The following is a 15,228-nucleotide window of genomic DNA, read 5'->3' as shown; positions in this document are numbered from 1 at the left end:
TTTATATCAATCCCAAGAAGTCAAAGTTGTTGTGTATTCCTGCATAATTCTATCTGCATTATGATTTTTAATAATTATAGTCCGAGTATCTACCTTTGCTTTATCATTACTAAACAACTTATCTAATAATTTTGATAAGCACTCATAATCATTTACAGGGAAAAGATATCCAAATTTTCCTCTTTCTAAGACCTCGGATGAAGCACCAGGACTATCAGAGCATATAATTGGAATATTTAAAGCCATTGCTTGCAAAAGACTATTTGGCATTCCCTCGTAATGTGAGGCTAACACAAAGCAGTCCGCGTTACTTAAAATAGAAAAGGGATTTTTTTTAAATCCTAAAAAAGAAACACAATCTGATAATTGTAATTCATCAGTCAAACGCACAAGGTCTTCGTTCTCAGGACCATCACCAACTGCATAAAAATGAAATTGATGACCCTTTTTCTTTAACAAGCTCAATGCATGTAGAATTGTATCGTATCCCTTAGATTTATATAATCGAGCAACAGACACTATGTTTTTCACTGCTGGATTTAATATAGGATTGCCTTTAATACAATCAACTTTACTTAGCTCATCTAGTCGTTCAATATTTACGGGATTATAGATAACCTTTATTTTTTTTGAATCTATAGCAAGAAAGTTATCAATATCATTTTTCATATGAAATGATAAAGCCACAACTCTATCTGCCCGGGGATACAAAAACTTAACGAGAAAGAGTTTAATTTTTTGTAACAATTTCGACTCTCTAGAAAACTCTTCACTTAGTGTGTTAGCTTCTCGAATAACCACTTTAGCCTTGGATAGCGAAATAATACTAGCTAAAATAGCAACAACATTATTTTCTTTCAACGTTGAAAAGAAAACATCAGGTTTTTTATTTAAAAAATAAAAAACAAGCTTAGGTAGAGAAAATATAACCCTACCACAATTTAAATTATTAATATTGATTTTTTCAGAAACTATATCTTTTAAAGGCCCACGATTTTCAGCGACAATTAAATCGATTTGATGCCCCATATCTGCCATGTAGTTAGCAATATTAACCATAACAGTTTCTGCACCACCTTGTAAAAAATTAGGTATGAAAATAGCAATCTTCATTATTGAAAAGGTCTCTATGTAAATATAATATCAATTAAATATGTAACTTTTATATAAAAATTCTGCTTTTGCGAGGAAGGTTACTTTAGCTATATAAGGAATAATAGCATAAAGTGAAACCAGTCGAGCAATAACCGATTTATGTCTATCGTTAAAATAAAAAAATAAATAATAAAAAGGGAATGCATAAAAGAAAACGAAATATGCTGAAACTCTCCCTAACAAACCAACGTATAACATTAAAAAAACGACCGTTAAATAACTGTGAATATAAAAACACACATTTTAAAATAATTATCATACTGAATCGACAAAATATTATCTTTAGCATAGACAAAGTAAAATAATAGAATTGCTGGTAAGTAGTATATCTTAGTGATAATCACGTTAAAATCAACACCGTCAAAATACTCACTATCTTCGTAAAATGAATAACTACCGCCCATGAGTGACATAAATGGCTTTATATATTCCCCACCAAAATAATAAACTGGGGCACTAATAATAAAAATAGCAAAAAATATTTTCACTCAAAATAGCACTGATGTATCTAAGTGAGTATGCGATAAAAAATAATACAGCAGTCAAATAAAATGTCATGGGGAAAAGTATTAATACAATCTCCTTAATATTTTTTCTTTCACAAATAAAATTTGTAATTATAGGAAAGATGATTAGAGCGGTATACTGTCTCAATCCATTTAATTGATTGTTGTAAATATTGCTAACAGTATAAAAAACACAAAAAAAACTAGACCGTATACCCTTTTCCCTTCAAGGTGGATATCTAATAGAATAGAAAAATAGTTTGAATCAATGAATAATGACAAAAACAAATTGAGAAGACGCTTTAAACCACCCTAAAAAAAACATTTATTAAGTAGGAAAAATATTCGCCTGCATTTAAATACTTCCCTAAAAAAAAGGGGTTTTCATAAATATAAATGTAGGATGTGTAATCTGAGCCAACATTAAATTGTAATGCAGCGGTAGCAAAATAAATTAGGAATGGTGGCGCGTATATACATAATTTAGCCACCCAGCCTCGAATCGTGACTTTGCTAATCCCCCATAGATATAAGCCACAAAACGACGATACAAACAAAAAATCCCATTAATATGCGCCTATGTTGAATTCTCAAAAATACTTATGACGAAATTCAAAAAAACTAAATGAATCTATTTGTAAGTTTAAAATAGTTAAAACCATAAAAAATAAAAAAAAGTAATCTAGCAAAAAATATCCCACCGACAGCACCTATAACCCCATAAAGATATATTAGAAAAAAACAACTAATTCCTGATATACTCGAAACAATCACTGATACATCTCTAAATATATAATCAAAACCTCTTGGCAAGAAGAACCCCTGACTGTATGAATTAGCTGCCCCTACAAATATCATGCTAATTAATAACGTATTAAGATAAAAGCCACCATCAGAGTAATCTATATTCAATATAAATTCTAATATGTTTTGACCAAACAATGCTAAAAAAATGGCCACCGAACATGAAAAAAAACCATTCACCAGCAATAAAGTTTTTACGTAATTGATCTTACTTCTAGAAAGAAAAGGATATATTGCTTTAGAGTAAACATTTTGGATTATATATATCAAACCACATACTCGCATAGCAATCGCAAATTTAGCGAACTCCTGTTGATTACTGACACCAGCCAAATACATTACGGGTATTGCATTGTAGAAATTTGGTGCAAGAATACCAATAAATACACCATACCCATTTTTAAAATAGGATAATATCGTATGAAGTTTAAACCGACCCATGATGCCTATTCCATAATTACAGAATAGTAAATATCGCATTCCTAGTCCTGCTATCAATACAGGAACAGAGGATACATAGAACAGTACAAAAAAATCACTTTCATTTTTAATAAAAAAAAGTATAAACACCAAACTACATAATCTTGATATGAGAGAACTTATTGCCAGTAATGAGACTTTGTTAATCGCTTGGAAAAACCATGGACTACTAAAAAAATATCCTAGTAAATATATTGCGCCGTTACCTACAAAGAGATAAAAATAAGCCCTTTGGTATATAGAGCAATAAGCAGCTACACAAAGTATATATACCATCAACAAAATCAATCTTATCTGTTGAAAATTGATGTATTTTAATATTGTCTTTTTTTTATTTTCACTTGTTTTTGCAACAGATCTAACGCCAACATAATGCACTACATAATCAATGACAGTGAAACCAAACGTCAAAATCGTAGTGAATAAAAGATAAACACCATACAGTTCTAGGCCAATGCTTCTAGTTAGAATCGGCATAGTAATAATTGGTATAGCAACACCAATAAAATCTACAATGCCGAAGCTAATTATATTTTTAATAATTGATTTTTTATTCATATTTTAGTTTGTGAGGGTATTTGTTAGCTCTTTCTTGAAATGAAATGATTTTTTCATTTTTGATATGTCCATTGTGTATTTCGACTGCATCAGACAATATAGAGTTCGACATCCAACTGTTGTGCACTAAATCAGGTAAGAAGTCCAAAATAGACTTCGTTATCTCATAGGATGCAGAATCCCAATATAACGTTGGTGTATGGTCAACACAGTAGTAGCGAACCAAATTAGCAATTTTCAATACTGGTTCAGCAAATGATGTTGGTTGTGCAAAGGAGAATCCCATACCTTTATCACAGCTTATATCAATGATATCCACATGTCTTTTAAATCTTATCAAGTCAGCTTCAGTTATAAACACCATCGGATTCATTGTATCTTGGAGCACACAATTAACAATGATATCGAAATCAGATAAAACTGATGAAGAGCTCTCAAACTTGCCATTTTGATTTTCTAATAAAATTGATTTACCCTGCTCTCTGATAATTCTGAAGTATGATACATTTTCGATAGGCGCATTTATTAAATAACTTGGACGATTACTATATACCGTCACTTCATTAATACCTAAAGATCTCAAACTATTTATAGCACCTCTAGCTGTTGCACCAAACCCGAGAACAGCCGCCTTAAGGTTTTTACCAAAATAGCCAGTTTTCCCAGTCAGCATCATCATATGCTGTACTGCAGCATAACCAGCTAGTTCATTATTCCTATAAAAAATGTGAGTGTGATCTTTTCCTCCATACATAGCTTCCCAGGCAATTATAGTCATTCCACTTGCAATAGCCGCACTAGTAATTTCAACACCCTGAACGCAATGAGCCCATCCCCAAAGAATTTTCCCTTCAGAGAAAAACTTAAAATCATCTAGTTCAGGTTTGGGGAGCAAAAAAACATCTGATTCAGAAAAGAGTTGTTCTCTCGTAGCAACACCAGCAAAGTGTTCACTAAAAAAATCATCTGTTATACCAAATTTCTCACCATATCCAGACTCGAAAATTAAATTTTTTTTTACAGAACCAGGAATACTAGAGAATAAAGCAGGGTGTAATGGAATTCTATTTTCAAATTTTTTACTTGACGTACCAAAAACTCCAATAAAATTCCCCATATTATCCCTCAGCGTCTAAAATATCCGAAAAGTCTTTAACCCTAAGATTCCAGCATGCATTTTGACAATGGATTCCTTCTTCAAATACAAAAGAATTATCTTTATAAATATACCGCCCAGGGACACCATTCACTTTCATCTGATATGGTCTATATGCGCCGATTATACTTTGCATTTCATTGACAAAATACTCACCATTTTCCGTTTCAAATATATCTAAAACCATACAGCGCATATTCATATTTTCTGTAGTATTGTGTAATAATGCTAAAAGTTCATTGCTAGGCATTTCCCACCCAACAAGTTCAGAGCCACTAGCAAACCCATTATCACCTAATAATTTTTGATGCCCAAAATAACTATTACCAATCCTAATCATTCTCCACTCCCATTTAATCTTTAAGAACTCTTGGATTAGCATATAGTGTTTCGTAGCACGACCTAATCGAGGTAATGGTATATTTTTATACTTTATATAAGGAAACCAACCAATACTTAGCTCTGGTGATAATCGACCAAAGATGGAATGGGCAATATTTTCAAACTGCCGCTTGTTTTCTATTACCTTAACTACGGAACCACCCGCACCGATGTTACTCTTATATATCACGGGATAATTAATTTCTTTTGAATGGTTTAATGCATTCTTTTTATCTAAAAAAACCACTGTTTTAGCATGCGGTATATTATAACCACTTAAAAAAAGGTGCATATTTCTTTTGTTTTCATAAGTATATATTTCGGAAAAAGATGGATATGTTTTTTTCTTCAGAACATGATTTATATAATACACTCTTTCATCAAAAATACTTTTATGTTCCTGATAAATACAAGGCGGTCGCACAAGGTAGCCCTGAATATCAGGAGTGCATTGTTCTAACCAGTCCGTCGAAAAAAAATCTATAATTTTATAATCGAGATGTTCATCTTTGCATGCTGCGATTATCTTATCCAATTCCAAACCGGGGTAACAAATAATCCCTATTCTTTTAGATTTCATGAATTTTAATCCAATATAATGACCATCCTTCATCTGTTAAAACAGATAAAGGATGGAATGAATAACTATTTATCTGTTTTGTACTCATAAGTATAATAATGATAATTACCATACCCATAATAACCAGCAGCACGCTTATCAATCTTGTTAAGAATCACACCTTTAATCTCAGTACCATTCTGTTCAAAACGACGCATACTCACTTCAATCTCTTTAACTGTATTCATTTCAAAACGAGCTACAAGTAAAGATGTACCTGCATGCCGACTAATAATCGCGGCATCTGTCACGGCCAGAATAGGAGGAGTATCCAACAACACCAAATCGTAATTCTCTGCAGTCCACTTAATAAACTCAGCGAAGCGGCTATGCATCAACAACTCAGAAGGATTAGGCGGCACCTGACCTCGCGGGATAAAATCCATCCCCTCCATATGGGTTTTACTTACCGCATCTTTGATCTGCATCTGTCCAGAAAGAATGTCTGAAAGACCATTATTACTATGTGAGCCCATCAACTCATGGGCATAACCTTTGCGCATATCACAGTCAACAATCAGCACACGCTGCCCTGCTTGTGCGATCACGGCACCAAGGTTAGCGCTAATAAAGGTCTTACCAATTGAGGGACTCGCGCCCGAGATCATTAGCACATTGTTTTTGGCTTCCATCATCGCAAAGTGCAAGCTAGTACGTAGACTTCGGATGGCCTCAATGGCTAAGTCAGCGGGGTTCCCGAGTGCCAACAATTCTGTAGAACGTGTGTTGCTTTTCTTGCCTTTCGCCAGCAGCGCTTTATCTTTCTTCTGCTGCCATTCAGAAAGCGGCACGCTAGCATACACATTAATACCCAATTCTTCTAATTGCTCCGGACTTTCAATACCTTTATGTAAAAGAGTTTTCAATATGACAAATGCTGTCGATATCATTCCACCTAAAACCATAGCTAATAGAACAATTAACGTTTTTTTAGGTTTAACAGGTTTAGGCTGAACAACTGCTTTGTCGATGATACGGACATTGCCAACGGTGCTGACTTTATTAATACTTAACTCTTGCTGCTTATTCAGCAGTTGCATATAAACATCTTGTCCAGATTGAACATCGCGAGTTAAACGCAAAACTTCTTGCTGCGTCTTTGGCATTGCCCCTACCCGCTTATTAATTTTATCGCGTTCTTGTTGCAACGTTTTACGTTTTTCCATCAAAGCACGATAAGCAGGGTGTTCCCGAGTATATAACTTGGATATTTCAGCTTCTTTGAACGTCAACTCATTAAGCTGAGATTCAACAGACACCATGGTGTCTAATACAGCTTTAGCTTCCAAAGATAAATCTACTGAGTCATTCTGCTGACGGAAGGTATTTAATTTATTTTCTGCATCATTCAACTGACCGCGGATATTTGGCAATTGCTCTTTTAAAAACTCAAGGCTGCGTGACGCTTCTTCTGATTTGCGCTCTACATTCTGCTGCAAATAGTTTTGGCTAATACTGTTCAAAATTTTAGTGGTTAACGCCGGATCTGTACCTTCCAAACTTAGCCCTAAAACTCCAGTGTCTTTCCCTTTGTCTGCGACGGTAAAGTCGTCCAACAAATTATTAATGACCGTTAAAGGATTCAGCTTTCTCACTCGAAAAACCGTACCCTTTTCAGCTGCAATATCACTAACCAGTATTTCAATACTGTTATGACTTTCTACTTGACCAACTTTGCCATCAAAGTTGAGTGTATCACCACCAGATATACGATAGTTTTGGTTATCGAGTACCTCTAGCGTAATCACTTCATCTTGCCAACTTTCGGGTACATCCAAACGTGAAACAGCGATTTTACCCGGTTCAGCATCGGTTAACCGCGCAATGCCTCGACCAATAACAGGGAAGTATTTCTGACGCACATCAATATCCAGCGTCAGATCAGTAACGGTTTTCCCCATCACCATCCGCGATTTAATCAGCTCAATTTCAGCAGCTGATTGTGGCTTGGCATCCGGCAACATGCTGGAAATATCTTTGATCAAAGAATCACCGCCGCTTTGCTCCACCTGAATCAGCGCATCCGCTTTATAAATCGGCGTCGCCAGCATGGCATAAGCAATACCCACAATGGTAAACAACGCCGTTACACCAATGATTAACCAACGATTATCTAGCAGGGTTCCAAGGAATCGCCCCAAATCAATCTCATCTGAACGATCAGTTTCAGATGTTTTCACTGAATTTTTCTCTGCCATCGGTTTCTCTGAAAATTATCGATTTAAAGCCTGCGCCCATTTTTGGGCCGACTGCTCTAGTTGCAAATAAACAAATTCAAAAGCCTCACGGCTTTTGCGATAAGGGTCAGCAATTTCTCGCTGGTTCAGCCAGTGGCCAAACAACATTGTTTTGCCACGCACTTCCGGTGCCATGCGCCCCACGGCATCGATGTGGCCCTTTTCCATCACCAAAATCAGGTCATATTCTCTGCAAAGAGATTTAGTGAGTTGCTGGGCGGAGTGGCCTTCCAGTGAAAGGCCGTGCGCACTGGCCACATCACTGGCGGTGTTATCTGCGGCATGCTCAACCAGTGCCCCCAGTCCCGCAGAAGCAATTCTTTTATTCGGCAACAACTGTTTTAGTAACCGCTCCCCGGTCGGGGAGCGGCAAATATTGCCTACACATACGACTAAGATGGAATCAAACATGACGTTCTTCGCGTATCAGTGAACGGTTACGGCCAGGTACGAATACGCAACGCGCTTTCGGTAAGGTCATTGAAGCCGGAGATGGTCGGCACCAGTTGTGACACGACGCGGTTCCAACGCACAATCGGTGCGGTGGTCACGTACACCACATCATAAGGCTGTAGCTGGAACTCGGTCCCCATCACCAACGCGGTGGCATCAGCGGTGTTGAGCTGATAAATATCGGCCAGTTTTGGACCTTGCGTACCGCGCAGTGGGCGGATAACAAACACACCGGTGGCATCAGACATCGCCTGATCCATCCCTTCCGCGTTACCTAACGCTTCGGTGAGCGTCATACCGCTGCGGTCCATTTTCAGGGTGCTTTGCTTTTTCACCTCCCCCATCACAAACACCTTCAGGCCATCGTTACGCGGCACATAAAGAATATCGCCAGGGTAGAGAAGTTGGTTCTGAGACAGGTCACCGTTTTGCATCAGCGCCTGGAGGGAAATACGTTTTTCCTGCCCGTTATGGGTGAGCACCACGTTGCGCCAGTCGGCGTTTTCTGTCAGCCCACCGGCTTTGTTAATCGCATCCAGAATGGTGAGCGGCACATTAGTTACAGCCTGCTGCCCAGAGGTTGCGACTTCGCCAGAAACATACACTTTCTGTGAACGGAATGCGGCGATACTCACTTCCACCTGTGGCGACTCTATATATTGTGCCAGACGGCCCATTATCTCGTCGCGCACTTGAGTGACTGTTTTGCCCGCGACTTTCACTTTACCAATGTAGGGGTAAAAGATGGTGCCGTCAGAATGAACCCAGTTACCCGTGTCCGCAGCAGTGCGGTAAGTACCCGCAGGGGTTGTCAGCTCAGGGTGATCCCACACGGTGATCATTAGCACATCGCCTACACCGATCAAGTATTCGTAATTTTGCAGTTCACGATCCAACGCGGAGTTAGCCTGCGCTACCAGCGGTTTTGTCCGCATTTTCTCAATCAGGTAGGGCGTCATCGGGTAAACGTTGACCAGTTTACTGATGTTGAAATCTGCATCCTGCTGCTTGATGACTTCTTTACCGCTGGTCGTCAAATGCGAACCAGGAAAAATGGTACAACCGCTCAGCAATAAGGCAGATACCATCAACGGTATCACTTTTCTTTTGTAAGCTATCATCCTGTTTATACCATCACTTTTAATAAGTTATAAGTCGCCGCCGATCCTCTGCCTCTATAATAAAGAATTCGGGTGCTATTGATTCAATGAGTTACGGCTGTAAAAACGGGTAATTTACTTGTTCAGTGGCGTTTGGCTCACGTTGCTGCGCAAATGCTCTGACTGACCGCTACCGCGGCGAGCCCACGTCAGCAAACGCCATACCCGGGTAATTGACCAGAAATAGCCGATGAATGCCAGTAAAAACAGGCTAAGCATAACAGACTCTCGGATTCCTGCACGCTCGCCAATAATACCTACCAGCGCAAAGATAAACGCCACGCCAACAATGGCTAACAAGGTTTGGCGCGGCCCCAGCCCCGCACGCAATAAAATGTGATGAAGATGCTCACGGTCAGGCTTGAAGGGGCTGTCGCCACGGCGAATGCGGCGCGTCATGATGGTGACCATGTCCATCAAGGGTACAGCGATAAACCATAAGGCGGTCACTGGGCGAATTACCGCGTCATGCCCCTGCGTAGCCACAATCAGCAACCAGATAACCGTAAAGCCAATCAAGGTGCTGCCGGCATCGCCCATAAAGACTTTAAATTTTTGTCCCCATGGAATGCCGAGATTGAGAAGGATATAAGGAATGGATGCGGCTAACAGGCATAAACTCCACTGCGCCAGTTCATGCTCACCGTCCAGATAAAACATCACGGCCAGCGCACCAAACGTGACACAAGAGAGTGCGCCCAGTAAGCCATCGATGCCATCGACCATGTTGAACGCATTGATAGCGCCCCAGACGGCGAGCAGCGTCACCGCATAGCCCGCCCACCCCAGCACCAATTCATAACCAAACAAAATGTTACCCAGGCTCGCGAGATGAAGCCCGGAATACATCATGATGCTGGCCACCAGTGCTTGCAGAAAGACACGAGGCATAACAGGGAGATCGAAGCGGTCATCCAGTACACCAACGAAAAGTAACGCACTGGCGCAGACCATATAGAGGGAAAAATCAGGTAGCCATTCAGAATGGAGGATGTAGAGGATCCATAGGGAGAGATAAATAGAAACGCCGCCCACCAGAGGAATATGCCCACGGTGTTTTTTGCGCGCGTTCGGTTTATCCACTAACCCTACTTTTATTGCTGCTTTTCTTGCCAGAAAAAGCGCAATAAAAGCGCTTATAAAGATAACCGTAATTTCTTGCATTTTTGCACCATCATCAACCGTGAAGTTACTTCGCACCAGGCACGCTACCGCCCTTGGCTTATAGCCGCCAACGTGCTGTTAAAATACGGACTACCATCCGTGGGCCACATTATGATTCTTGGGTACTTATTTATTGTTACGGACTAGTCAAGCAAAAAAACCGCGAAACGTTCAGAAAAGGACCCTATAGTGCCGCGCACGCCACTATAGTATGGAGCACATTTCACTCTGTACAGGAAGTTCGTGGATTTACAAAGATTTTCAGATTAGGCCTAGCCCGCGCAACAAAACCGCAATAACCTTAAGAAATAACATGTCTTTTTATGTTTGAGTGTTTTTTAAACAAATCAGTTTTATTTAATAATTCCTTACAAATGCTAGCACTCTTGCGCGTGGCGAGATACCGTTTTTTGAAAGTTAGCGATTTTAAATCAGCAAGTTATAATGCTAAATAGTTGTAAATAAAGCAATTATAGTTGCAACGATTTTATGAAAATGCTGCCAGACTGGCAATATCCCCACAAATGCTGGTTCAATGTGGGCTGCGCTGCTACCCTATATCGGTTCTGGTTGATGAAGGTGAAAAAATTTATATGGAGTGGATCGCTGATCCCACTATCTGGGCCGGTTTGGCAACGCTTGTGGTGTTGGAACTGGTATTAGGTATTGATAACCTTGTCTTTATTGCCATTCTGGCGGAAAAACTCCCCGAAAAACTCAGAGATCGCGCCCGCGTTGTGGGCTTGTCGCTCGCGTTATTGATGCGTTTGGTGCTGCTGGCATCTATGTCTTGGCTGGTTTCTCTCACCGCCCCGCTTTTTACCCTGTTTCAACAGCCCTTTAGCGCGCGCGATATCATAATGGTGATCGGTGGGCTGTTTCTGCTGTTCAAGGCCACGGTAGAGCTCAATGAGCGGTTAGAAGGCAGAGATCAGGAGCAGCATGGCCAACGCAAAAGAGCGCGCTTTTGGGCGGTTGTGACGCAGATTGTTATTCTGGATGCCATCTTTTCGCTCGATTCGGTGATCACCGCGGTGGGTATGACCGATCATTTGCTGGTGATGATGTCTGCCGTGACCATCGCCATTGGATTGATGCTGCTCGCCAGCAAGCCGTTAACCCGGTTTGTAAACGCTCACCCTACCATTGTCATCCTCTGCCTCAGCTTTTTGCTGATGATCGGCTTTAGTCTGGTCGCGGATGGTTTTGGCTACCATATTCCCAAGGGCTACCTCTATGCAGCGATTGGTTTCTCCGTATTGATTGAGGTGCTAAACCAGGTTGCCCAGTTCAACCGCCGCCGTTTTCTCACCTCTGATGTGCCACTGCGCCAGCGTACCGCCGATGTGATCCTGAAAATCCTGCGCGGTGAGCATGAAGATGCGGAATTGAATAACCAAACCTCGGACCTGATTGGTGATAACGCACAAAGCGGTAATGCGGTGTTCAACCGTCAGGAACGGCGCATGATCGAACGCGTGCTCGGCATGGGGCAGCGTAGCGTCAGCAGCATCATGACATCTCGCCACGATATCATCGCCGTTGAGCTTCAGTCTCCCCAGGATGCACTGGCAGCGCTGTTGGAAAAAAGTCCGCACACCCGGCTGGTCGTGATGGACAGCCCCACTTCGGATGAACCAGTAGGTATCGTGCACGTGGCCTCCCTGTTGCAACAACAATTGCGCCATGAACCGCTCGATTTGCATAAGCTGGTACGCCAGCCGCTGGTGTTCCCTGAACAGATCTCTTTGCTACAGGCGCTAGAGCAGTTCAGAACGGCAAAAACCCACTTTGCGTTTGTGGTGGATGAGTTTGGTTCGGTGGAAGGCATTGTTACACTGAGCGATGTGATGGAAACCATCGCCGGGAATCTGCCAGTCGAAGGAGAGGATGTCGATGCGCGCCACGACATCACGCAAAATGAAGATGGCAGTTGGATTGCCAACGGCTATACGCCACTGGAAGATCTCGCCATGTACATCCCGCTTACGCTCGATGAAAAACGTGAATATTACACGCTGGCCGGGTTGATGATGGAGTATTCGCAGCGCGTGCCGCAAGAAGGTGATGAACTCACCATCGACGGCTATCGCTTCAAGATAGTAAGCATGGAGAGCCACCGAATTGTTAAAGTGGCGATCACTCAGGAGCACACGCCTGAGCAGGATTATGAGGTATAATTACTGCAAAGCGGAGATATCTCATGCGTGATGCATTAATCAGTTTGATAAAAGAGGCAATACCTACTGTCAGCCTTATTTACCTGTTCGGCTCTCATGCGACAGGAAATGCGGGTCCTGATAGCGATATAGATGTTGCAGTGTTGGTGCAAGACCCTCTCGATCCCGTTTATCGCTGGAACCTTGCTGGCGAAATAGCCAACACGTTGCATCGTGATGTCGATCTGGTTGACCTTAGACAAGCGTCAACGGTATTGCGCATGGAGATTATTCGTCACGGAGTGTGTCTGTATCAACGCAATCAGGAAGCAGAGCACTTCGAGATGACCACGCTTTCCATGTATCAACATTTGCAGCAAGAGCGTGCAGAAATTTTGGCAGATTTCAAACAGAGCCTGCATCAATGACAGATATCATCATCAATAAAAGTGCAGCGATACGCCACTGTTTGCAACGAATTCGGGAAGAGTTTAATCAAGATGCAGAACACATTGCTACCGACTTCACCCGGCAAGATTCCGTTATCTTAAACCTTTTGCGCGCCTGTGAAGCCGCCATTGATTTAGCAAACCATACTATCCGCGTAAATCAGCTGGGTATTCCGCAAAGCAGCCGCGACAGCTTTGCCTTACTGGCAAAAAACCGCATCATTACGACGGAGTTGGCTGAAAAATTACAGAAAATGGTCGGGTTGCGTAACATTGCTGTTCATGACTATCAAACGCTTAATCTGGATATCGTCATCCACGTTGTTCAGCATCACCTCATTGATTTTGAGGCGTTCATTAAGCAACTCGCCGGTTGATTGATTCTGTTTCCAAAACATCCCCCACCGATAAACAGTGAGGGATGCTTATTTTCCTTACGCCGGAATCAAAATTTCCGTCGCCACCACCACCACAATCAGCCCGACCAACACCGGCACTGATGTGCGTTTTACCACTTCAAACGGCGAGACCTTCGCCATCCCGGCCACCGCGACTACCACGCCTGACACCGGAGAAATGGTTCTGCCAAGGTTAGAGGCTTGCAACATCGGGATCGCCAGGTAGGCTGGGTTGATGCCCATCTGTGAAGCCAGCTTGGGGATCAGTTCGACAAATGCATAGAACGGTGCGTTACCCGACCCGGTGGTCATTGCCGCCAGCATGGTGATCACGACCAGCACCAGCATGATAAGCAGAGCGCCGCTGCCAAAGGATTGCACCAACCCAATCAAACCGCTGATAAAGCCGATGGTGCTCAACCCCTGCGCAAACACACCGGCAGCAACCAGCAGCACCACTACGCTGGAGAACGCTTCAGCCATGCCCTTGTAGGCGACATCCAGCCCGGCGTAAATGGTTTTGGCGTTAAAGAAACGCAGGAATTCACACACCGCTGCCAGCAGCATGCAGATCACCAGAATGGTGATAATGTGCAGTTCCGGTCCCCACTTGCCATCAAAAATCAGCACACCGATGATCGGCGTGAACGGCAAAATGGCGTACAGGCGCGGCGCATTAGTTTCAATGTCTTTCGCTTCGACCATTTCATGGCTGATATTCTCTTTTCGGTCGATATAGCGCTGCCAGAAGAAGTGGGCAATCGCCATAGACACAATGGCGGCGATAGAAATGGGCAGTGTCACCTTAAAGGCAAAATCCACCAGTTTCATCTGTGAAGCCTGTGCCGCCAGCACCACGTCACCAGAAGTTGGCGACAGGATCAATGCCGCCGGCGAGGCGCAGATCGCCGCCGCCGCGCCACGGCTGATGCCGACATTCACCATGACCGGGAACAGTGTTGCCATCAGCAATACGCCCAATCCGGTGGCAGATGACACAGCCAATGACATCAGGCAGGCAACGAAATAGGCGGCAATCATCAGCAAATAAGGGGAATTGATCACTTTCAGCGGGCGTGAAACCAGTTTTACCACAACGTCATTGGCACCAATATGCGTCATGTAGGCAGCAAAACCGCACAGTACCATGATCATCATGCCGAGATCGCCGCCGCGACTCATCAGCAGAATTTTGACGTATTCAACAATATCCGTTAAGCCCCACCCCGTGGATTTCGCACTGGCGGGCAGTACGCTTTTGCCCATCAGCACGCTGATCAGCAGCAGCAGCAACCCGCCCGCCATCAGCACGCCGGTCGCGGAATAGCCTTTAATGATGTAACGGCCCACCAGCACCGTCACAACCACACCTATAAGGAGTTCAATCATGATGTTTCTCTGTCAAAAGTGAACGTAAGCCAATGCCTGACGGGCAGACATCAAATAGCGCTCTGGTATAAGAAAACGTGATAAAAGCAGGGAAGTTTACTGATTTGTAGAAAAACTACAAATGGCAAAGATCAAAGAAGTAAAGTTTATTTCCGCAAAG

13 protein-coding genes are annotated in these 15,228 nt (G+C 42.3%); 3 read left to right on the top strand and 10 right to left on the bottom strand.

The features are described 5' to 3' along the window. Positions 1-6: 6 nt before the first annotated feature. From K6K13_RS06775 to wecA, 9 genes are all read right to left on the bottom strand, one after another. Positions 7-1,113: a glycosyltransferase gene (locus K6K13_RS06775; RefSeq protein ID WP_222160082.1), complete on the bottom strand. Its 1,107-nt coding sequence runs from the start codon at positions 1,111-1,113 to the stop codon at positions 7-9. A 498-nt stretch (positions 1,114-1,611) separates the two neighbouring features. Then, entirely contained in the window at positions 1,612-1,875 is a 264-nt protein-coding gene (locus K6K13_RS23535) for a hypothetical protein (protein WP_222160993.1), read from the bottom strand. Between the two features lie 407 nt (positions 1,876-2,282). After that, positions 2,283-3,503, bottom strand: coding sequence for an oligosaccharide flippase family protein (locus K6K13_RS06765; RefSeq protein ID WP_222160081.1), 1,221 nt, complete (start codon positions 3,501-3,503; stop codon positions 2,283-2,285). Continuing rightward, positions 3,496-4,620, bottom strand: coding sequence for a N(5)-(carboxyethyl)ornithine synthase (locus K6K13_RS06760; RefSeq protein ID WP_222160080.1), 1,125 nt, complete (start codon positions 4,618-4,620; stop codon positions 3,496-3,498). The genes K6K13_RS06765 and K6K13_RS06760 overlap by 8 nt, the downstream gene beginning before the upstream one ends. Before the next feature lies 1 nt (position 4,621). Next, positions 4,622-5,620, bottom strand: coding sequence for an ATP-binding protein (locus K6K13_RS06755; RefSeq protein WP_222160079.1), 999 nt, complete (start codon positions 5,618-5,620; stop codon positions 4,622-4,624). Between the two features lie 65 nt (positions 5,621-5,685). Then, entirely contained in the window at positions 5,686-7,857 is a 2,172-nt protein-coding gene (gene wzc / locus K6K13_RS06750; RefSeq protein WP_222160078.1) for a tyrosine-protein kinase Wzc, read from the bottom strand. A gap of 15 nt (positions 7,858-7,872) precedes the next feature. Continuing rightward, positions 7,873-8,307 (bottom strand): arsenate reductase/protein-tyrosine-phosphatase family protein, encoded by a 435-nt coding sequence (locus tag K6K13_RS06745; protein WP_222160077.1) that lies wholly within the window; start codon positions 8,305-8,307, stop codon positions 7,873-7,875. Positions 8,308-8,333: 26 nt separating this feature from the next. Continuing rightward, complete coding sequence (locus K6K13_RS06740; protein WP_222160076.1) at positions 8,334-9,470, bottom strand: polysaccharide export protein; 1,137 nt, start codon at positions 9,468-9,470, stop codon at positions 8,334-8,336. Between the two features lie 114 nt (positions 9,471-9,584). Further along, a complete protein-coding gene (gene wecA / locus K6K13_RS06735; protein WP_222160075.1) occupies positions 9,585-10,673 on the bottom strand; it encodes a UDP-N-acetylglucosamine--undecaprenyl-phosphate N-acetylglucosaminephosphotransferase in 1,089 nt (362 codons plus the stop codon). 593 nt (positions 10,674-11,266) lie between these two features. Here wecA and K6K13_RS06730 point away from each other — a divergent pair. From K6K13_RS06730 to hepT, 3 genes are read left to right on the top strand one after another with little or no spacing between them, the layout of a single operon-like run. Next, positions 11,267-12,853 carry a TerC family protein gene (locus K6K13_RS06730; protein WP_222160074.1) on the top strand — a complete coding sequence of 529 codons (1,587 nt, stop codon included), beginning with the start codon at positions 11,267-11,269 and terminating at the stop codon, positions 12,851-12,853. Positions 12,854-12,876: 23 nt separating this feature from the next. Next, complete coding sequence (mntA, locus tag K6K13_RS06725) at positions 12,877-13,260, top strand: type VII toxin-antitoxin system MntA family adenylyltransferase antitoxin (RefSeq protein ID WP_222160073.1); 384 nt, start codon at positions 12,877-12,879, stop codon at positions 13,258-13,260. Beyond that, complete coding sequence (hepT, locus tag K6K13_RS06720) at positions 13,257-13,658, top strand: type VII toxin-antitoxin system HepT family RNase toxin (RefSeq protein ID WP_222160072.1); 402 nt, start codon at positions 13,257-13,259, stop codon at positions 13,656-13,658. The genes mntA and hepT overlap by 4 nt, the downstream gene beginning before the upstream one ends. A 57-nt stretch (positions 13,659-13,715) precedes the next feature. Here the strand turns inward: hepT and dcuC are convergent, their stop codons facing one another. After that, positions 13,716-15,068 carry an anaerobic C4-dicarboxylate transporter DcuC gene (gene dcuC, locus K6K13_RS06715; protein ID WP_222160071.1) on the bottom strand — a complete coding sequence of 451 codons (1,353 nt, stop codon included), beginning with the start codon at positions 15,066-15,068 and terminating at the stop codon, positions 13,716-13,718. Positions 15,069-15,228: the final 160 nt, after the last annotated feature.

Origin of the sequence: Symbiopectobacterium purcellii (genome assembly GCF_019797845.1) — a bacterium.
In the GTDB taxonomy this organism is placed as follows: Bacteria; Pseudomonadota; Gammaproteobacteria; order Enterobacterales; family Enterobacteriaceae; genus Symbiopectobacterium; species Symbiopectobacterium purcellii.
The sequence above is the reverse complement of the archived record's forward strand: the minus strand, read 5'-3'. Positions and strand labels throughout refer to the sequence as shown.

What these genes read in the sequence shown, in the direction of transcription:
- K6K13_RS06775 (WP_222160082.1), bottom strand. Translation starts at nt 1,113, where the DNA reads ATGAAGATTGCTATTTTCATACCTAATTTTTTACAAGGTGGTGCAGAA.
- K6K13_RS06765 (WP_222160081.1), bottom strand. Translation starts at nt 3,503, where the DNA reads ATGAATAAAAAATCAATTATTAAAAATATAATTAGCTTCGGCATTGTA.
- K6K13_RS06760 (WP_222160080.1), bottom strand. Translation starts at nt 4,620, where the DNA reads ATGGGGAATTTTATTGGAGTTTTTGGTACGTCAAGTAAAAAATTTGAA.
- K6K13_RS06755 (WP_222160079.1), bottom strand. Translation starts at nt 5,620, where the DNA reads ATGAAATCTAAAAGAATAGGGATTATTTGTTACCCCGGTTTGGAATTG.
- wzc (WP_222160078.1), bottom strand. Translation starts at nt 7,857, where the DNA reads ATGGCAGAGAAAAATTCAGTGAAAACATCTGAAACTGATCGTTCAGAT.
- K6K13_RS06745 (WP_222160077.1), bottom strand. Translation starts at nt 8,307, where the DNA reads ATGTTTGATTCCATCTTAGTCGTATGTGTAGGCAATATTTGCCGCTCC.
- K6K13_RS06740 (WP_222160076.1), bottom strand. Translation starts at nt 9,470, where the DNA reads ATGATAGCTTACAAAAGAAAAGTGATACCGTTGATGGTATCTGCCTTA.
- wecA (WP_222160075.1), bottom strand. Translation starts at nt 10,673, where the DNA reads ATGCAAGAAATTACGGTTATCTTTATAAGCGCTTTTATTGCGCTTTTT.
- K6K13_RS06730 (WP_222160074.1), top strand. Translation starts at nt 11,267, where the DNA reads ATGGAGTGGATCGCTGATCCCACTATCTGGGCCGGTTTGGCAACGCTT.
- mntA (WP_222160073.1), top strand. Translation starts at nt 12,877, where the DNA reads ATGCGTGATGCATTAATCAGTTTGATAAAAGAGGCAATACCTACTGTC.
- hepT (WP_222160072.1), top strand. Translation starts at nt 13,257, where the DNA reads ATGACAGATATCATCATCAATAAAAGTGCAGCGATACGCCACTGTTTG.
- dcuC (WP_222160071.1), bottom strand. Translation starts at nt 15,068, where the DNA reads ATGATTGAACTCCTTATAGGTGTGGTTGTGACGGTGCTGGTGGGCCGT.